Here is a 17,740-nt window from a genome sequence, read left to right on the forward strand (position 1 = left end):
AGGAGCAAAGGCAATGAAGACCGTCAACCACTGGATCGGTGGCAAGACCGTCGAGGGCGCGTCGGGCAACTATGGCCCGGTCACCGACCCGGCCACCGGCGAGGTCACCACGCAGGTCGCCCTTGCGTCGGCCGACGAGGTCGACGCGGCCGTACGGGTTGCGCAGGAGGCGTTCCGGACCTGGGGCCAGTCCTCGCTGGCCGCCCGCACCAAGGTGCTGTTCGCCTACCGCGCCCTGCTGGACGCCAACCGCGACGCCATCGCCGAGCTGATCACCGCCGAGCACGGCAAGGTCCACTCGGACGCGCTGGGCGAGGTCGCGCGCGGCCTGGAGATCGTCGAGCTGGCCTGCGGGATCACCACGCAGCTCAAGGGCGAGCTGTCGACCTCCGTCTCGAACCAGGTCGACGTCGCCGCCATCCGTCAGCCGCTCGGCGTGGTCGCGGGCATCACCCCGTTCAACTTCCCGGCGATGGTGCCGATGTGGATGTTCCCGCTGGCCGTGGCCTGCGGAAACACCTTCATCCTCAAGCCGAGCGAGAAGGACCCGTCGGCCGCCAACAAGCTGGCCGAGCTGGCGTCCGAGGCCGGCCTGCCGGACGGTGTCCTCAACGTCGTCCACGGTGACAAGGCCGCGGTCGACGCGCTGCTCGCCCACCCGGGCATCGCGGCCGTCTCCTTCGTCGGCTCGACGCCGATCGCCCGCCACATCCACACCACCGCCTCCGCCAACGGCAAGCGGGTCCAGGCGCTGGGCGGCGCCAAGAACCACATGCTGGTGCTGCCGGACGCCGACCTGGACGCGGCCGCCGACGCGGCGGTCTCGGCCGCCTACGGCTCGGCCGGCGAGCGCTGCATGGCGATCTCGGCGGTCGTCGCGGTCGGCTCCATCGGCGACGAGCTGGTCGAGAAGATCCGCGAGCGCGCCGAGAAGATCAAGATCGGCCCGGGCAACGACCCGACCTCCGACATGGGCCCGCTGATCACGGCCGCCCACCGCGACAAGGTCGCCTCGTACGTGAAGGGCGCGGCCGACCAGGGCGCGGACGTGGTCCTGGACGGTACGGGTTACACGGTCGGCGGCTTCGAGAAGGGCCACTGGATCGGCCTCTCGCTGCTGGACAACGTCAAGACCGACTCCGACGCCTACCGCGACGAGATCTTCGGGCCCGTGCTGTGCGTGCTGCGCGCCGAGACCTACGAGGAGGGCGTGGCGCTCATCAACGCCTCGCCGTTCGGCAACGGCACGGCGATCTTCACCCGCGACGGCGGCGCCGCCCGCCGCTTCCAGCTGGAGATCGAGGCCGGCATGGTCGGCGTCAACGTGCCGATCCCGGTGCCGGTGGGCTACCACTCCTTCGGTGGCTGGAAGGACTCGCTCTTCGGTGACCACCACATCTACGGGAACGACGGCATCCACTTCTACACCCGTGGCAAGGTCGTCACGACCCGCTGGCCCGATCCGTCCGAGGCCCCGGCCGGCGTGGACCTGGGCTTCCCGCGCAACCACTGACCCCGGGCGGGCCCGCCGGGGCCCGCGTTCGACGCCCGTAGGACCTCAGGACCGGCTCGCCCCCCCGCAACCCTCACGCGGGGGGCGAGCTCCGTCCGGAACAGACGGACGACGTCACCCGGGGACACCCTCGCCGGTCAGCGGATTCCGGCCAAGTCCGCTGCGGCGCCGCAGGACCACCGCGGTGAGGGCGGCGCCCACCAGCACCAGCAGGATGCCGACGGCGGGCCAGGGCACGGCGACGAACTCCGCCTCGGAGGCCGAGGCCAGGTCCGGATGGGCCGTCGCGCCGGCCGAGACCCGTACGGTGACCCAGTCCGACTGCGGTGCGTCCGCCCACGGTTCGGTCAGCACGATCCGCCGGCCGGGCAGCAGGACCAGCTTCAGCTCGCGGGCCGGCCGGTCCAGCACCGTGCGGCCGAACAGCCCCTCGGCGGACACCGCCACCTTGGGCTCGACGACCACGTTGCCCCGGTTGACCAGCGTGTACGAGACCGTGGCGCGGGCCTGCCCGACCCACGGCAGCAGCGGCGCGGACCGGCTGACCTTCACGTCCTCCACACTCAACCCCGGTGTCACCGGCCCCGGTACCCGGAAGTACAGCCGGGAGCCGACCTGCCGCTTCACGCCGACCTGGACCTTGCCCTCCTGCCGGATGCCCTCCACGGCGGTGTTGAGGGCGACGATCCCGCCGACGTGGTCGCCGGGCGTCGCGTCCTGCGGGACCTTCACGGTGAACGGAATGTCCTTGCGGCCCTTGGGCGGCACGGTCACCGTGGTCGCGGCCTCGGGCGGCAGCGCGATCCACGCGCCCACGTCCTTGGGCTTCTGGTCCACCGGCAGCAGCGCGAAGGCGCCGCCCGCCGGGGTGTTCACCGCGTCGGTGGCGAAGACCTGGAAGGTCAGCTCTTTGCCGGAGGAGTTCAGGATCGTCACGCTGTCGCTGACCGTGGTCCCGGCGGCGCCCTGGTGGAAGAAGTAGCCGCGGTCGGTCATCGGGGCGCCTGCCGGAGGCGTCGGGAACACTCCCCAGGCGCCGTTGTCCGCGGCCGTCGCCGTCGCGGCCGGCAGCAGCAGGCCCGCGACCAGCAGCAACAGGGCGAGGAGCGGACCGTACGCGAAGGTGCGGGGGCTGGGACGGGGGCGCATGGGCGGTTCTCCAGTCGGCGCGGGGAGGCGGGTTCCATGCGGCGGGGGCGACGGCGAAGGGGTGGTGCGGCGCCGTGGCGCCGCACCACCCTGGGTTGCGCTGCTCCTGCCGGGTCAGGCGATCGAGAAGGTGACGACCGTCTGGTAGGTGTCGGCGAACATGAACGGCGGGAGCTGGATCATCCCGGCGCCGCCCACGGCGAACTCACCACCGGTCAGCTCGTCCCCGCCGGCGGCCTGCGAGGCCACCTTCATCGGGGTCGCGGAGATCGCGCCGGGCGTGCCCGCGGTGCAGGTGCTCGGGCTGTCCGGGTTGGTCACGGTGCAGGACGGCTGGATGCCGATCTGCGCCTTCGCCATCGAGTGGCCGGTCGCCTGGTTCAGGAACGGCGTACGGGTCGCCGTCACGTCCCAGCCGAGGGTGCCGCCGCGGAAGTCCTGGACGGTCGCGGCATTGAACACGCCCACCACCGACTGCGCCTTGCCGTTGATGGTGACCGAGGGGAAGGCGACGGCCGGCTGGCCGTCCTTCGGGCCGAGCGCCAGCGGGCCGGGGAGGACCTCGATGTCGACCGGGTTCTTCACGCCCGCCTGTTCCTCCAGGTACACGAAGGACTTGTACGGGGTGACCGAGCCGTCGATCCGGAGCGCGTCCGCCTTCTTGGTGACGGTGATGTTGCAGGTCGCGGCGCCGGTCGCGTCCGCCGTACCGGTGCCGGTGTCACCGGTAGCCGCCCCTGCGAGGAGGGCGGAGCAGGTGACCGGGCCGGCCGGGAAGTTGGCGCCGTTCACGACGACGGCCGTACCGGCCTTGCCGCTGTTGGGCGTCAGCTTGGTGGTGACCGGGTCCTTCGGCAGGGCCTCGACGGCGACCGAGCCGAGGGTGGCGCTCGGCCGGGGCGCCGGGGTGCAGGTCGTGGTGAAGACGGAACCGCTGAGGTCCGCGTCGGTGACCGCCAGGTCGAGCTTGACGTCGACCGTGGTGCCCTCGGTGCCGTCCGGGATCTTGATGGTTCCGGAGAAGGCCTTCGGGTCGAGCGGGGTGCCGGCGACGACGCTGACTGTCTCGGGCGGGCTGGTGACCACCTGGGTGGTCGCGCCCACCTTGAAGGTGATCTTGGTGGTGTTCACCGTCGTGACGGAGAAGCCGGGGATCAGCGGGCTCGCACCCGGGTCGATCGTGATCGGGACGACGTCGCCGGCCTTCGCCTGGCCGGGCAGGGTGATCGTGTAGTTCTGATTGCCCGAACCGTCCGGCTGCGGTGCCGGGGCGTCGCAGTTCTCGAAGACGGGGGTGGTCACGGTCGCCGCCTGAGCGGTGCCGGCCAGCCCCACCACGCCGCCCGTCAGCGCGAGGGACAGGGCGCCCACCCCGGCCAGAACTCTTCGTCGGAACGTTGTACTCACTGGGTCGCGACTCCTTCGTCAGACGAACCCCTCCCCCCACCCGCTGTGTGGGGGAGGCCGAGCCGGTGCGGTGGCCGACATTGACGCGTCGCGGTGATGAGAAGTCAATGACTTGCTTTCGCCCGAAGCGCACAGAAATTGATGTCCCATCAGGCCGGGTCCTCCGGGGTGCGGGGCGGGTGTGATGGGTGGGATGCCGGCAGGCGACCGACCAGGTCATCCGGTGACCGGGTCGTCGCCGCAGGAGCGGGACCGGCCGGGCGGGGCGGCTGCCCGGCGGGGCGGGCCGGTTGCCCGGCGGGGCGGGCCGCCGGGGCCTGCCTGCCGGATCACGCCGGGCCGGCCGCCGGGGCGTGCAGCAGCAGGTTGGCGGTGCCGGCCGGGACCCCGGTGAGGCGGTCCGGCAGGGCGCTCTGCACCAGCGCGGCGGAGACCTCGGCGGGGGTCTTCGCCGTACCGCCCTCCGCGATGCCCTCCGCGAGGATCAGCGCGGCGACGCCCGCCGCGTGCGGGGCCGCCATGGAGGTGCCGGAGGAGCGGGCGAGGGCGGTCTCCGAGCCCTTCCAGGCCGAGGTGACGGACACACCGGGCGCCACGAGGTCCACGCAGCTGCCGTGACCGGAGAAGGGAGCCCACTGGTCCGCGGCGTCGGCCGCGCCGACCGTGACCGCCGCGGGAACGGCCGCGGGGGAGCCGGTGCAGGCGTCGTCGGCGTCGTTGCCGGCGGCGGCGGTGAAGGTGATCCCGGCGGCGACGGCCCGCGTCACCGCCGTGTCCAGGGCGTGGCTGCGGGTGCCGCCCATGCTCATGTTGGCCACGGCGGGGGTGCCGGGGGCCGCGGCGGCGTCCTTCACCATCCACTCCAGGCCGCCCAGGATGGTCGTCAGGGTCGACGAACCCTTGCAGTTGGCGACCTTCACGCCGACGAGGGACACCCCCTTCGCCACCCCGTACGTCGCCCCGCCCAGGGTGCCCGCGACGTGGGTGCCGTGACCGTTGCAGTCCGTGGAGCTCTCCAGGAACACTCCGTTGTAGCCGACGCGGGCCCGGCCCCCGAACTCCTGGTGGCCGGTGTTGATCCCGGTGTCCACGACGTACGCGGTGACCCCCTGCGCGGTCGTGGCGTACGTGTACGAGCCGTCGAGCGGGAGCTCGCGCTGGTCGATCCGGTCCAGGGTCCACGGCGCCGGGTCCTGCGTGTCGCTGATCCGGAACTCGGTGTCCGGCTCCACCGAGGCCACCCGGGGGTCGGAGGCGAGCGCGGCGGCTCGGGCGGCGGTGGTGCGGACGGCGAAGCCGCTGAGGGCGGTGTCGTAGACGGCCCCCACCCGGTCGCCCGAGCGCGCTGCCTCGGCGGCCAGCGCCCGGACCGGGGCACGGGAGGCGGTGTCCTTGAGGACCACGACGTACGGGGCGGTGGCGGCGTCGGAGCGGCCGGCGGCGGCGAGCGCGGGGTGCGGCGGCAGGGCGGTGGCCGCCGCCAGCAGGGCGGCGGCCGGGAGCAGCGCGGTGAGTGGGGTCATGCGGCCGATGCTCGGGGAGGCACGGTCCGGGCGCACGGAGGGTGCGCCGAGTGGGCGCACGACACGCCGCCGGACGGATTAGCCGGAGAGGGGCCAGCCGCGCATGGCGAAGACGCCCTCGTCGCGGGAGCCGGCGGCGGCGTAGGTGGCGAGGGCCGCCTCGTTGCCGGTGTCGACCCCCACCCACATGCCGTGGCAGCCGCGTGCCTTGGCCTCGTCGGCGAGGGCCTCGGTCAGTGCGCGGCCGATGCCGCGGCGCCGGTAGCCCTCGTCGACGGAGAGCTCGTACAGGCACATCTCCGTGCCCTTGTCGGGGTGGTTCATCTCGACCCCGGAGACCATGCCGGCGGGGATGCCGTCGACGTAGGCGATGAGCATCAGGTGTCCCGGCGCGGAGAGGAAGCGTTCGGACCAGTCGAGTCGGGCGGGGCCGTCGAAGAGCCCCTCCGCGGCCTGGAGTTCGGCGACGGTACGGGCAGGGCGGATGTCCATGGCGGTCACGATAATGGGCGTGTGACGAGTGGCGACCTTGATTTCGACGCGGCGTGGCGGACCGCTGCGGAGCCCGTACGGCGGGCCCTCGCACTCGCGTACGAGGCGCTGGCGGCGGGCGGCCTGGCGGTGGGGGCGGTGCTGGCGGCCGCGCCGGGCCCGGGGGAGCCGCGGATCCTGACGCACCACCGGACCGCGGAGCCGGAGACGGCGTCCCTCCACGACGCCGTGCCCCCGGGGCTGCCCACGGCCTCCGCGGTGGAGGCCTGGCTCCCGCCGCTGTGGCCGGCCTTGAGCGCGGCCGCGGCAACCCGCGCGGCCCGGACCGCCTGACGCCCCGCAGGGTGCCTGCCGACCGCGGTCCGGGGCCACCGGGTCCGGGGTGACCGGCTCCGGAGCGACCGGGCCCACCGGGCCCGCGATCAACGGTTTCGGGCGGGCGGGTCAGGTGCGCAGGGCCAGTGCCGCCGCGTAGGCCGGCGGGGCCGGGAGGTCCGTCAGCCGCCAGCCGGGGACGGGGGCCGGGTCGGGGCCCGATCCGACGTACGGTTCGGCCAGGCCCTCGGCCAGGCCGGTGCCCGTGCCCTTGAAGTAGGCCTCCTTGCGCGACCACAGGCGGGCCAGCGCCTCCCGCCGCTGCTCCACGGGCAGCGCGGAGAGCTCCGCGGTCTCCGCCGGATGCAGGACGTTCAGCACGTCCCGGACCGCCGCCGCGCTCGGGATCCCCTCCACATCGACCCCGACCGGCACCTCCGCGAACGCGAGGTACGCCAGGTCGTCGCTGTGCGAGAGCGAGAACTGCACTGCGCCGCCCGCCACCGCCGGCCGCCCGTGCGGGCCGTCGCAGCACGGGCAGTCCTCCCGGACCAGGCGGACGTCCTGCGGGGCCAGCCCCAGGTAGCCGCCGAGCAGCACCCGCAGCCCCACGTGGGAGGCGAGGTACCGGTGCCGGTCCCCGGCCCGCAACAGCCGTTCGGCGCGCTCTCGTTCGGATGCGTCCAGGATTGCCGTCGCCTGGTCGACCCGGTGGCCGCCGACCACGTCGAGGGTGGTGTCCAGGGACCACACCGCCACAGCCGGCCCCGCCGGGATCTCGCCGGTCCGCGGCAGGTCCTCGCCGAGCCGGTTCACGTACATACTCACCCGACGAGGGTAGACCAGGGGTTCGAGGCGGCCTGGTTACCCTCGTCCTCTCGTCGATCAAGGGAGACATGCATGCGAAGTGCCGCCGTCACGCCGCAAGATGACCGGATCCGCTGGGTCGAGCTGCCCGGGGAGGAGCCCGCCCGCGTGTACGTGCACGGGCTGGGGTCGACGTCGCCCGCCTACTTCGCGGCGAGCGCCGTGCACCCGCTGCTGGCGGGCCGCCGTTCGCTGCTGGTCGACCTGCTGGGGCACGGGCACAGCGACAGGCCCGGGGACTTCCCGTACACCCTGGAGGCGCACGCCGACACCCTGGCCACCGCTCTCGACGCGGCCGGCGTCACCGGAGCCGAGCTGATCGCCCACAGCATGGGCGGCGCCGTGGCCATCGTGCTCGCCCACCGCCACCCTCGGCTGGTCTCCAGGCTGGTACTGGTCGACGCCAATCTGGACCCGGTGCCGGTCGTCCCCCGCACCGCGGGCAGCAGCGGCATCGCCTCCTACACCGAGGAGGAGTTCCTGGCCGGCGGCTGGGCCGAGGTGCGCGACCGGGTCGGCGCGCACTGGTGGTCCACCATGCGCCTGGCGGACCGAACCGCCCTGCACCGCACTGCCGTACACCTCGCGGCCGGCACCACGCCGACCATGCGCGAGCTGCTGCTGGAGCTGAAGATCCCGCGCAGCTACCTGCTGCCCGAGGCTGACGGGCCGCTGGCCGGGGCCGAGGCTCTGGAGGCCGCCGGGGTGTCCGTCACCGCTGTCCCGGACTGCGGGCACAACATCATGCTCGACAACCCGGAGGCCTTCGCCGAAGCCGCCGCGACCGCACTGGCCCGCTGACCGAACCCGACCCGAGCCCGAGCCCGAACCCAGGCCCGAGCCCGATCTAGCCGTGGCTGCGTGCGTGGGCCGTCGCCGGGGTGCCGTCCTGCGCCTTCGACCCCGGCGAGGGCGTGCCGTCGGTCCACGCGAAGACCCGCTTGCCGCGCACCGCGACCTGGTACTGGTAGACGTCCCGGCACTCGGGCCGCTCCTCGGCCCGGGTGCCGTGCGGCCACCACTTGGCGTTCAACTGCCGCCCGCCCAGGTCCTTCGGCGTGCCGGCGGTGCACTGAGGTCCGTCCAGCGGGGTCGCTCCGAGCGTGAAGCGGATCAGCCTGGCCTCGCCGTTGGTACGCGCGTGTATGCGTATGTCGGTGGCGTCCTTGGGTACCCAGGACGGCAGCGTGAAGGCCTGGTTGCCGCGGGTAGGCGCGTCGGCCGCGGTGGCGAAGTGCCTGCTCTTCTCCTTGAAGACCCGGTCGTTGATGGAGTCGGTCAACGGGTTGGGCGGGAGATTGGGCAGCGCGAAGGCAGCCGTGGCGACGACTCCCACAGTGGCGGCGGCGATGACGAGGGGACGGCGGTTCATGTGGTCCAGTCTCGCCTGCGGCGCACCCCTTGCGCGTCCCTCCGCAGGACGAATCCGGTATCTGCCGGAAGTCTGATGCCGTGTCCTACCTGAGGGCCGGCCCCGCCACCGGCACCTCCCGCAGGGCAACCGGCCGCGGGGCGCGGCCCGACCCGCCCGCCAACCCGGCACCAGGGACGGTGAGCCACGGTTCCAGCGGCGTTAAGGGGCGGCGATAGGACGTGCGCCGAGGGTGGAACCCGACGCCGTACCAAGGGTTACCCCGGGCGGTCCCCCCACCCCCGTTCCGGAGGAATGCCATGCGCCGTCGTCTCGTTTCCGTCCTCACATCGGCCGCAGCGGCCGGTGTCCTCGTCTTCGCGTCCCCCGCGTCGGCGGCCCCGGCCGACAAGCCCCAGGTCCTCGGCAGCTGGACGCAGACCAGTGCCGCCAGCTACAACGCCTGGACCGCCGCACGCGGCAACCAGGCCAATTGGGCGGCGCCGTCAAGGCCTTCGGTGTCTCCCCGCAGGACGCACCCGCCGCCTGAACCGTCCCGTGACCGGTCCCGGTCCCTTGATCTCCGGTCCCGCCCGCCACCCCCGTCGGGCGGGACCGGTCATGCCGTCGGGCGGACGGCGACGCTCAGGTCGACCACGTAGTGCTCCTCCAGCCGGCCGTCCGGGAACAGCGCGTACAACCGCTCGCGCTCCGCGGCGAGGAAGGCGTCCGTGCCGGGTTCGCCGATCAGGAAGAGGGAGTGCGTGGACAGCTTGGCCAGATGGGCGTCGACGGGGATCCGGCGCGACCAGCGCAGCAGCCGGGTCCGGAACCGCACACCGCCCTGCGAACGGGCGCGTTCGTTGATGTACCAGCCGGGGCCGAAGCTCTTCTCGATCCGCGCCTGCTGATCGGCGATCCACTCGATACCGACGTCCGGGTCGTTCGACCAGACGGCCAGCGCCCCGCCGGGGCGCAGCACGCGCAGCGCCTCGGGAACGGAACGGGCCGGGTCGGTCCAGTGCCACGACTGCGAGTACGTCAGCAGATCGAGGGAACCCGAAGCGAACGGCAGCCGGTTGCCGTCCCCGCGTACGAGCGGCACCCGCGGGTTGCGGCGGCGGAACTCCGCAGCCATCCCCTCACCCGGCTCGACCGCCACGACCCGGGCCCCGCGGGCGTGCAGCAGGGCGGTCGCGATACCGGTGCCCGCGCCGACATCGCCGACACTGGCCCCGGGCAGTGCGAAGCCGGCGAGCTCCTCCACGGCGTCGAGGAGCGCGGGCGGGTACGAGGGCCGGTGGTCGGCGTAGCGCCCGGCCGCCGAGCTGAACGAGCGGGCACGGTCATGGGATCCGGTCGTCATGCCCCCATGGTCGGCGACCCGGGCGGGGAGGCGCCAGGCGGCCGGAGCCGGTACGGTCGCCTCCACCCTGGGAGAGGCGGTGGGCGTGACCGCACGCCATGTCACGGACCTGGTCGCAGCGTTGGAGCGGTACGCGGACCGGCCGGCGCTCGGTTCCGGCGTCGCCGTGCTGACCTTCTCGGAGCTGCTGGACCTCGTGTACCGGCTGGCCGGGGCGCTGGCGGACCGAGGGGTCGGGCCGGCGACGGGCCTGGCCTGCGTCTTCGGCGGCAACCGGCCGGAGGTGCTGCCGGTGCGGCTGGCCGCGCACGTGCTGGGCGCGCGGCTGACCCAGATCGTCACCGATCCGTACACCCACGGGGTGGAGTTCGTGCTGCGGGACTGCCGGCCCCGGCTCGTCGTGCACGACACGCCCGTGCCGGACACGGGGGTGGCCCGGCTCGCTCTGGACGAGCTGCTGCGGGCGGCGGCAGAGCGGGAGGGGACGCCGCTGCCCGTGCGGGCGCGGGAGGACGACGTGGCGCGGGTGACGTACACCGGTGGCACCACCGGCGTGCCCAAGGGCGTGGCGTCCACGTTCCGCGCGCTGGCGGCCCGCACCGACGGCCGGGCAGACCGCGAGGGCGGCGGGCGCGGCGGGGGCCGCGTCGACGGGAACCGGCTGACGTACGTCTCCGTCACCTCCCTCGCCCAGCGCTCCGGAGGGCGCTGCCTGGAACAGCTGCGCTCCGGGGGCCGGGTGGAGGTGCAGAGCGCCTTCGGCACCCGGGAGTTCGCGGCCGCCTGCGCGCGGCTGGGTCCCGTGTCGACGTACCTGATGCCGGCGATGGTGTACCGCCTGCTGGACGATCCGGCGACGGCCGCCGGGATCCCCGGGCTGAGCGTGGTTTCGTACGGAGCCGCCCCGATCCTGCCCGAGCGGCTGCGCGAGGCCGTGACCCGCTGGGGCTGCCGCTGGCAGCAGGGCTACGGCATGAACGAGGCCGCGGTGATCTGCCGCCTCACTCCCGCCGACCACGAGGAGGCCGTGGCCGGCCGTCCGGGGCTGCTCACATCGGTCGGCCGCCCGGTGCCCGGCGTGGAGGTCGAGGTACGCGACGCGCACGGCCGGGCGCTGTCCGCCGGGCGGACGGGCGAAGTGTGGACGCGGTCCGCGGCGAGGATGGCGGGCTACTGGAACCGGCCCGATCTGACGGCTGCCGCGATCAGGGACGGATGGCTGCGCACCGGCGATCTCGGGCACGTCGACGCGGACGGATACCTCCACCTCGACGACCGGGTCGCGGACGTGGTCATGGTCGACGGGGACAACGTCTACTGCCTCCCGGTCGAAGCGGCCCTGGCCCGCCACCCCGCGGTCGCCCAGGCCGTGGTGGTGGGCCGCCACAGCCCCCTGACGGGGGAGGAGGTCTGCGCCTTCCTGGTCCCGGCCCCCGGCCGGGACCCCGACGCCGCGACGGCGGCCGATGCCTGTGACCTGGTCCTGGAGGCCCTCGCCCCGGCCCACCGCCCCACGGCCGTGTTCTGGCGGCGGGAGATCCCCCTGACCCCCCGGGGCAAGCCGGACAAACGCCGCCTGCGCGAAGAGGCGAGCGACCTTGTGATCCACAATGGGCGGCGACGAAGAGGGTGAGGGGTGTGCAGTGGCCGGACTCGTGTACTTCCGCAGGGTCTTCGAGGACTCGACCGTGGTGCGGTACGCATTCGGCGACGACCCGGACGCATTCACGCGAAGGCTGACCCTGCAGAAGGAGTCCCGCGGCTCCGCCGTGGACGACGGCGATCACGACTACCTCTCGGTGAAGGCGTCGAGGAAGATCAGCGCACTCCGCACGGAATCCGGTCGCTGGCCGGACCGCGGCATGAACGCAAGCTGATCCCGCCACCAGGGCAGATGCGCTCAGGCCCGAAAGCCATGCCAGGTGCGGGCTACGCCGGGTCCGGAAAATCGCCCCCGGCCGGCAGCAAGGCCCTCCCGAGGGAGGGGTTTCGTCTGAGTGCCCCCGGCAGGACTCGAACCTGCGGCCAAGTGCTTAGAAGGCACCTGCTCTATCCACTGAGCTACGGGGGCCGGAAGGTGGCCGTGGCGGCCTGGAGCCCCGGGGTGGGGGTGGGACTGTCGTCCGTGCCGGGTCAAGGATAGGGCTCCGGTTGCCTTGTCCCGGTTGCTTCACCCGCGTGCCACGATGTGGAGGTTCGGTGAAGCGGTCCCGATAATCGCAGGCAGGTGCGATTCTCGCACCGCTTTTGCGCCGCGGCGCCCCTGGTGTTGTGCACTCGTTATGCCTGCGTCCCACTCGTCCGCTGTGCCCGAAAGATCCGCTGGAGTTGCGGTCGGCGCGCAGAGGACGTATAAGCTTCAAAAAATGCCCCAAATTGGGCATTCTTCGCATGTGGTGACCTTGGATGTTCGGCCTCAGCTGCTCGATGCCCTGTCCGCCCTGCGCGACCGGGTCGCGTCCGTGCGTCTGCCGCTGCCCCTGCCCGGCGCCCCGCGCGCCCGCCAGACCAGAGCCGAGCTGCTCGCGCAGCTCGACGACTACCTCGTACCCCGGCTGAGGGCGCCCGAGGCGCCGCTGCTCGCCGTCGTCGGCGGGTCCACCGGGGCCGGTAAGTCCACTCTCGTCAACTCCCTCGTGGGGCGCCAGGTGAGCGAGGCCGGCGTACTGCGGCCCACCACCCGGATCCCCGTGCTCGTCTGCCATCCGGAAGACCATCACTGGTTCGCCGGAATGCGGGTGCTCCCCGACCTGATGCGGGTCTGGGCCCCGCACGGCGAGGACGACCCGCTCCCCGCCGCCCGCTGCGGCTCCCCCCACCCGGGGTACGGCAGCACCGCCGCCACCCGCGAGCTGCGCATCGAGACCGTCGCCGGCCTGCCGCGCGGGCTCGCCATCCTCGACGCCCCCGACATCGACTCCCTCGTGGTCGAGAACCGGACACTCGCCGCCGAGCTGATCTGCGCCGCCGACGTCTGGGTCATGGTCACCACCGCCTCGCGGTACGCCGACGCCGTGCCCTGGCACCTGCTGCGCACCGCCAAGCAGTACAAGGCCACCCTGATCATCGTCCTCGACCGGGTACCGCACCAGGTGCTCGCCGAAGTGTCGCGGCAGTACGGTGCCCTGCTCAACCGGGCCGGGCTGGGCGACGTACCGCGGTTCACGGTGCCCGAGCTTCCCGAATCGGCAGGCGGGGGCGGACTGCTGCCCGCCAGCGCCGTCGCCCCGCTGTACGCGTGGCTCGCCCACCACGCGCAGGACCCGGCGGCCCGGCAGTACGCCGTCGGGCGCACCGCGGTCGGCGCGCTGGACTCCCTCGGCCGCCGGATGCCGGAGCTGGCGTCCGCCGTCGCCGCCCAGCACGCCGCCGCCGTACGGCTGACCTCGGCCGTGGAGGACGCGTACAAGAGGGAGGGCAGGCGGGTCCGCAACCGGCTCGACCAGGGCGCCGTACTGGCCGGGGACGCGCTGACCCGGTGGCGCGGCTACCCCCTCGACACCAGCGCCGACGAACTGCTCGACTCGCTCGCCGAGTCGCTCGCCGCGCTGCTCCAGTGCGCGGTGGCCGCCGCCGACGAGCGGATCGCCGAGGCGTGGCGCCGCGAGCCGGCCGCCGGGGCGGTGCAACTGCCCGGCCCCGACAGGGAAGCGGGGGAGCGCATCGGCATGGCCGTACGGCGCTGGCGGCGCGTACTGGAGGAACTCGCCGAGGAAGATGTCTCCCGGCTCGCCAGACAGCCCGCGCCTGACCCCGACGGGGTCGCCGCCCTGCTGGTCGCGGCTCTCCTCGGCGGCAAGCGGGCCCGGCCCGCCGGGGAGAAGCTCGCCGAGCGGATCGGCGTACAGGCCGCCGTACGGCTGCGCGAGCGGGGCGGCGAACTGGTCGCCGAACACCTGGAGCAGGTGCTGCGTGCCGAACGGGACCGCCGGCTGGCCCCGCTGGAGGCGCTCGAAGTGACCCCGGAACCACAGGCCGAGCTGATCGCCGCGCTGTCCCTGCTGCAGAAGGAGAGGTGACGCGGTGACCGCCGTGACCGACCGCACCGACGACTGCTGGGACGACCGCTGGGACGACGGGTTCATCGCACGCTCGCGCCGCGTCGGCGGGATCGACGACGAGGACGAGGGCGGTGAGGGCGGCGCCGGAGACTACGCGCTCGTCCGCGCCGTCTCCGGCGCCGGCAGCGACGGGGGCAAGACGCCCTCGCCGCCGCTCAGCTCCGAGGGGCAGGCACTGCGCACACGCCTCGAAGCGCTGCGCCAGCTGGTCGGGCTCTCCCGGACCCGGCTCGACGGCAAGACCCTCGCGGAGGCCGGCCGGGTGCTGGACGAGGCGGCCGCGCGGCGCGGGCTGTCGCCGCAGCACACGGTCGTCGCCATCGCCGGAGCCACCGGAAGCGGCAAGTCCACCCTCTTCAATTCACTCGCCGGAGTGCAGATTTCCGAGACGGGACTGCGCAGGCCGACGACCGCCGCGCCGATCGCGTGCAGCTGGTCCGACGGCGCGGCCGGGCTGCTCGACCGCCTTGAGATCCCGGGCAGGCTGCGCCGCCGGCCGCGCGAGACCTCGGGGACCGGAGCGCTGCGCGGGATGGTCCTGGTGGACCTGCCGGACCTGGACTCCGCGGTCGGTGCCCACCGCGACCACGTGGACCGGGTGCTCGCCCTCGTCGACGCGGTGGTGTGGGTGGTCGACCCGGAGAAGTACGCCGACGCGGTGCTGCACGAGCGGTACCTGCGGCCCCTGGCCGGGCACGCCGAGGTGACCTTCGTCGTGCTGAACCAGGTGGACCGGCTGCCCGGCGAGTCGGCCGACCTCGTACTGGACGACCTGCGGCGGCTGCTGGACGACGACGGCATCGCCCTCGGCGAGTTCGACGAGCCCGGCGCCACCGTCCTCGGCCTGTCGGCGCTGACCGGCGAGGGCGTCGGGGAACTCCGGGACCTCCTCGCACAGTTCACCCAGGAGAGGGGTGCCGCGACCCGGCGGATCTCCGCCGATGTCGACCGGGCCGCCCTGCGCCTGCGCCCGCTGTACGTGGCCGACGGCCATCCGGGGCCGGAGATCGGGGAGGCGGCGCGCGCCGAGTTCGAGGACCGGCTCGCGGAGGCGGTCGGGGCGTACGCGGCCGGGCTCGCCGCGGAGCGGGCCTGGCGGCGCAACGCCGGGAAGGCGTGCGGGACCCCGTGGCTGCGGCTGTGGCGGTGGTACGAGAACCGGCGCGCCCCGCGCACGCTGGCCGCGTTGGCGGTGACCGGTGGCCGGGGCCCCGCGGCCCCGGAGGCGCCGGTCGAGGAAGGGGCGACCGCGCGCCAGCGGGTGGAGCAGGCGGTACGGGCGGTCGCCGACGCGGCGGCCGGCGGCCTGCCCGACGCCTGGGCGCAGGCGGTACGGGAGACTGCGGTGCGCGGGGCCGCGCAACTGCCGGAGGTGCTGGACGAGATCGCGGTGACGCTGGGGTCGGCGGTCGCGGTGCCGCGCGCCAAGCCGCCACGCCCGAAGTGGTGGCCGGCGGCGGTGCTGACGCAGGCGGCGATGACGCTGCTCCAGATCTTCGGCGGGCTGTGGCTGGTCGGGCAGATCGTCGGGGTCCTGGAGCCGAGGCTGATGCCGCCGGTGCTGCTGATGGCGGCGGGCATCGTCGGCGGGCCGCTGGTGGAGTGGGCCTGCTCGATCGCGGCCCGGGGCCCGGCGAGGCGGTACGGGCAGGAAGCGGAGCGGCGGCTGCGGCAGGCGGCGGCCGGCTGCGGGCGGGCCCGGGTGCTGGAGCCGGTCGCGGCGGAGCTGCTGCGCTACCGGGAGGTGCGCGAACAGTACGCGACGGTGTCCGCAGGGGGGACGAAGTTGTCCACAACCCGCGAGTAGTCCACAGGCCGGAGCGGGAATCGGGGAGCCGCGCCAGCATGGGGCGTACCTGGTGCGGATCGTCCGTGCGGGTACGGATGCGGGGAGGCGGCGGGGATGAACGACACCCTGGTGACGCTGGTCGGCTACGTGGCCACGCAGATCGACTACAAGGAGACGGTGAACGGGCCGTCGACGCGGTTCAGGTTCGCCGTGACGCCGCGGTACTTCGACCGGCGCAAGGAGGCCTGGACGGACGGGTCCACCAGCTTCTACACCGTGTGGGCGCGGCGCACGCTCGCGGTGAACCTGGCCGGTTCCGTCGCGGTGGGGGAGCCGCTGGTGGTGCACGGGCGGCTGCGGGTGCGGGACGATCCGCCCGACGCGGAGGGCAACCGGTGGTTCTCGGCGGAGATCGACGCGACCGCCGTCGGCCACGACCTGAACCGGGGGACGGCGGCATTCCGGCGGATCGTCAAGGCGGATGCCCCGCTGATGGCCGCTCAGAAGGTGACGGTGGTCTGAGTGTTCGAGGCGGTTAGGATTCCCCGGTACTCACGGGCACCTGGGTCATTGGCCCGAAGGGGAAGACTGTGTCGATTTCCGTTCCCGCATCCTCCGCTCCTGATTCCGTTCCTTCTTCGCTCACTTCTGCCGTCGCTCCCGCCCCACCTGCCGCTTCTGTTGCGCCTGCCGTGTCTGCTGCGTCTGTTCCGGCGGTGGGGCCCGTACGGGCTTCCGCGCGGCGGCCGTTGGCGGCGGCGCTGCTGGCCGCGGCCCTGGCCGCCGCCCCGGCAGCGCGGGCGGCCGCCGACTCCGGGGCGCCTGTGCCCCGGACACCGGAGGGCGCGAGCGCCGTGCTGGACGGGCTGAAGACGTACGGGCAGGCGGTCCTGCACGCCAAGGACGGGTCGGTCCGGCAGATCCCGGCCGGGCTCTACGAGATGCGGGTCGACGGCGGCGGGATGCTGCAGACGTACGGGGTCGGCGTGGCGGGCAACGCCCAGCCCCAGGCCCGGTACGCGGAGAGTGGCTGGAACGGCAGCCTGCTCGCCGGGAACGGGGAGGCGGGCCGGATCCGCTGGGTCCTGGAGCACTCCTATCCGCAGCTGAACGATCTCGCCGGACTGGCCAAGGCGGCCGGCGCCGGGACCCTGACCGCGGAGAGCGCGGCCGCCGGGACGCAGGTGGCGATCTGGCGGCTGGCGGACGGGGCGCAGGTGGAGGCGGCCGACCCGGCGGCGGAGAAGCTGGCCGAGTACCTCCAGCGGTCGGCGGGCAAGCTGCCGGAGCCGCCCGCCTCGCTGGGGCTGGACCCCGAAACCGTGTCGGGGCCCGCGGGCACCCGTCTCGGGCCGGTCACCGTGCGGACCGGGGCGCAGAGCGTGACGGTCACCCCCGACGCGGCGGCCGTGGCCATGGGGGTGCGAGTGGTGGACGCGGACGGGCGACCGCTCACCACCGCGGCCAACGGGAGCCGGCTGTACTTCGAGGTCCCCGCAGGCATCCCGGACGGCTCGGCCTCGGTCACCGTCCAGGGCTCCACCAAGGTGCCGGTCGGACGGGTCTTCACCAGAGGGGTGTCGGCCCAGGCGCAGATCGTGGCCGGCTCCAGCGAGTCCGCGGCGGCCGCGGTGGCGAGCGCGGTCTGGCCGCAGCCCGTCGCAGTGCAGGCCGGCACCACCGGCGACACGCCCGCCGTGGCGCGGGCCACCGCCGCGGCCTCGTCGGTGCCCATCCCGGACGAGGAGCGGCTCGCGACCAGCGGCAGCTCGGCCGCCACCCCGGTCATCGCCTCGCTGGCGGTGGGCCTGGTGGTACTGGGCGGTCTGGTGGTCCTCCTGCTCCGCAAGCGGCCGCTGGACGAGGAGGAGGGCTAGCCGTGGGCTAGCCGACGTCCGCACCGGGGC

16 protein-coding genes, 1 tRNA gene and 1 pseudogene are annotated in these 17,740 nt (G+C 73.9%); 10 read left to right on the plus strand and 8 right to left on the minus strand.

Going from position 1 to position 17,740, the window contains the following annotated elements:
- Nucleotides 1-13 precede the first annotated feature (13 nt).
- Nucleotides 14-1,513 (plus strand): CoA-acylating methylmalonate-semialdehyde dehydrogenase, encoded by a 1,500-nt coding sequence (locus ABTY04_RS11400; RefSeq protein ID WP_352213127.1) that lies wholly within the window; start codon nt 14-16, stop codon nt 1,511-1,513.
- 114 nt (nt 1,514-1,627) lie between these two features.
- On the opposite strand, the gene ABTY04_RS11405 is transcribed toward ABTY04_RS11400, so the two are convergent.
- The 4 genes from ABTY04_RS11405 to ABTY04_RS11420 all read right to left on the minus strand — a co-directional run bounded on the left by ABTY04_RS11405 (nt 1,628) and on the right by ABTY04_RS11420 (nt 6,084).
- Nucleotides 1,628-2,662 carry a WxL protein peptidoglycan domain-containing protein gene (locus ABTY04_RS11405; protein ID WP_352213128.1) on the minus strand — a complete coding sequence of 345 codons (1,035 nt, stop codon included), beginning with the start codon at nt 2,660-2,662 and terminating at the stop codon, nt 1,628-1,630.
- 114 nt (nt 2,663-2,776) lie between these two features.
- Nucleotides 2,777-4,069: a hypothetical protein gene (locus ABTY04_RS11410; protein WP_352213129.1), complete on the minus strand. Its 1,293-nt coding sequence runs from the start codon at nt 4,067-4,069 to the stop codon at nt 2,777-2,779.
- Between the two features lie 329 nt (nt 4,070-4,398).
- Nucleotides 4,399-5,592, minus strand: coding sequence for a S8 family peptidase (locus ABTY04_RS11415; RefSeq protein WP_352213130.1), 1,194 nt, complete (start codon nt 5,590-5,592; stop codon nt 4,399-4,401).
- 78 nt (nt 5,593-5,670) lie between these two features.
- Entirely contained in the window at nt 5,671-6,084 is a 414-nt protein-coding gene (locus ABTY04_RS11420) for a GNAT family N-acetyltransferase (protein WP_352213131.1), read from the minus strand.
- Between the two features lie 21 nt (nt 6,085-6,105).
- Here ABTY04_RS11420 and ABTY04_RS11425 point away from each other — a divergent pair, with 21 nt between their 5' ends.
- Entirely contained in the window at nt 6,106-6,417 is a 312-nt protein-coding gene (locus ABTY04_RS11425; RefSeq protein WP_352213132.1) for a hypothetical protein, read from the plus strand.
- Nucleotides 6,418-6,528: 111 nt separating this feature from the next.
- Here the strand turns inward: ABTY04_RS11425 and ABTY04_RS11430 are convergent, their stop codons facing one another.
- The gene (locus tag ABTY04_RS11430) at nt 6,529-7,221 is read right to left on the minus strand and encodes a 4'-phosphopantetheinyl transferase family protein (protein WP_352213235.1); all 693 of its coding nucleotides are present in this window, start codon (nt 7,219-7,221) and stop codon (nt 6,529-6,531) included.
- A 78-nt stretch (nt 7,222-7,299) separates the two neighbouring features.
- On the opposite strand from ABTY04_RS11430, the gene ABTY04_RS11435 reads away from it, so the two are divergent.
- Nucleotides 7,300-8,067, plus strand: coding sequence for an alpha/beta fold hydrolase (locus ABTY04_RS11435; RefSeq protein WP_352213133.1), 768 nt, complete (start codon nt 7,300-7,302; stop codon nt 8,065-8,067).
- A gap of 46 nt (nt 8,068-8,113) precedes the next feature.
- Here ABTY04_RS11435 and ABTY04_RS11440 read toward each other — a convergent pair whose 3' ends face one another.
- Complete coding sequence (locus tag ABTY04_RS11440) at nt 8,114-8,638, minus strand: YbbD-related protein (protein ID WP_352213134.1); 525 nt, start codon at nt 8,636-8,638, stop codon at nt 8,114-8,116.
- A gap of 299 nt (nt 8,639-8,937) precedes the next feature.
- Here ABTY04_RS11440 and ABTY04_RS11445 point away from each other — a divergent pair.
- Nucleotides 8,938-9,120, plus strand: a pseudogene (locus tag ABTY04_RS11445) (phospholipase); the annotation flags it as partial.
- Nucleotides 9,121-9,236: 116 nt separating this feature from the next.
- Here the strand turns inward: ABTY04_RS11445 and ABTY04_RS11450 are convergent.
- Nucleotides 9,237-9,983: a class I SAM-dependent methyltransferase gene (locus ABTY04_RS11450; RefSeq protein ID WP_352213135.1), complete on the minus strand. Its 747-nt coding sequence runs from the start codon at nt 9,981-9,983 to the stop codon at nt 9,237-9,239.
- A gap of 85 nt (nt 9,984-10,068) precedes the next feature.
- Here ABTY04_RS11450 and ABTY04_RS11455 point away from each other — a divergent pair, with 85 nt between their 5' ends.
- Together ABTY04_RS11455 and ABTY04_RS11460 are read left to right on the plus strand one after the other, a co-directional pair.
- Entirely contained in the window at nt 10,069-11,616 is a 1,548-nt protein-coding gene (locus tag ABTY04_RS11455; RefSeq protein WP_352213136.1) for a class I adenylate-forming enzyme family protein, read from the plus strand.
- Nucleotides 11,617-11,626: 10 nt separating this feature from the next.
- Complete coding sequence (locus tag ABTY04_RS11460) at nt 11,627-11,860, plus strand: hypothetical protein (RefSeq protein ID WP_352213137.1); 234 nt, start codon at nt 11,627-11,629, stop codon at nt 11,858-11,860.
- Between the two features lie 121 nt (nt 11,861-11,981).
- On the opposite strand, the gene ABTY04_RS11465 is transcribed toward ABTY04_RS11460, so the two are convergent.
- Nucleotides 11,982-12,054, minus strand: a tRNA-Arg gene (locus ABTY04_RS11465).
- A 331-nt stretch (nt 12,055-12,385) separates the two neighbouring features.
- On the opposite strand from ABTY04_RS11465, the gene ABTY04_RS11470 reads away from it, so the two are divergent.
- The 4 genes from ABTY04_RS11470 to ABTY04_RS11485 all read left to right on the plus strand — a co-directional run bounded on the left by ABTY04_RS11470 (nt 12,386) and on the right by ABTY04_RS11485 (nt 17,710).
- Nucleotides 12,386-14,002 (plus strand): GTPase domain-containing protein, encoded by a 1,617-nt coding sequence (locus ABTY04_RS11470; RefSeq protein ID WP_352213138.1) that lies wholly within the window; start codon nt 12,386-12,388, stop codon nt 14,000-14,002.
- Nucleotides 14,003-14,006: 4 nt separating this feature from the next.
- Entirely contained in the window at nt 14,007-15,851 is a 1,845-nt protein-coding gene (locus ABTY04_RS11475; protein WP_352213139.1) for a GTPase, read from the plus strand.
- 96 nt (nt 15,852-15,947) lie between these two features.
- Nucleotides 15,948-16,355: a single-stranded DNA-binding protein gene (locus ABTY04_RS11480; RefSeq protein WP_352213140.1), complete on the plus strand. Its 408-nt coding sequence runs from the start codon at nt 15,948-15,950 to the stop codon at nt 16,353-16,355.
- Nucleotides 16,356-16,549: 194 nt separating this feature from the next.
- On the plus strand, nt 16,550-17,710 hold the full coding sequence (locus ABTY04_RS11485; protein ID WP_352213141.1) for a thioester domain-containing protein: 1,161 nt from the start codon (nt 16,550-16,552) through the stop codon (nt 17,708-17,710).
- Nucleotides 17,711-17,740: the final 30 nt, after the last annotated feature.

Origin of the sequence: Streptomyces sp. NPDC097981 (assembly GCF_040302565.1) — a bacterium.
Classification (GTDB): domain Bacteria; phylum Actinomycetota; class Actinomycetes; order Streptomycetales; family Streptomycetaceae; genus Streptomyces.

What these genes read in the sequence shown, in the direction of transcription:
- ABTY04_RS11400 (WP_352213127.1), top strand. Translation starts at nt 14, where the DNA reads ATGAAGACCGTCAACCACTGGATCGGTGGCAAGACCGTCGAGGGCGCG.
- ABTY04_RS11430 (WP_352213235.1), bottom strand. Translation starts at nt 7,221, where the DNA reads ATGTACGTGAACCGGCTCGGCGAGGACCTGCCGCGGACCGGCGAGATC.
- ABTY04_RS11480 (WP_352213140.1), top strand. Translation starts at nt 15,948, where the DNA reads ATGAACGACACCCTGGTGACGCTGGTCGGCTACGTGGCCACGCAGATC.
- ABTY04_RS11435 (WP_352213133.1), top strand. Translation starts at nt 7,300, where the DNA reads ATGCGAAGTGCCGCCGTCACGCCGCAAGATGACCGGATCCGCTGGGTC.
- ABTY04_RS11405 (WP_352213128.1), bottom strand. Translation starts at nt 2,662, where the DNA reads ATGCGCCCCCGTCCCAGCCCCCGCACCTTCGCGTACGGTCCGCTCCTC.
- ABTY04_RS11450 (WP_352213135.1), bottom strand. Translation starts at nt 9,983, where the DNA reads ATGACGACCGGATCCCATGACCGTGCCCGCTCGTTCAGCTCGGCGGCC.
- ABTY04_RS11420 (WP_352213131.1), bottom strand. Translation starts at nt 6,084, where the DNA reads ATGGACATCCGCCCTGCCCGTACCGTCGCCGAACTCCAGGCCGCGGAG.
- ABTY04_RS11415 (WP_352213130.1), bottom strand. Translation starts at nt 5,592, where the DNA reads ATGACCCCACTCACCGCGCTGCTCCCGGCCGCCGCCCTGCTGGCGGCG.
- ABTY04_RS11440 (WP_352213134.1), bottom strand. Translation starts at nt 8,638, where the DNA reads ATGAACCGCCGTCCCCTCGTCATCGCCGCCGCCACTGTGGGAGTCGTC.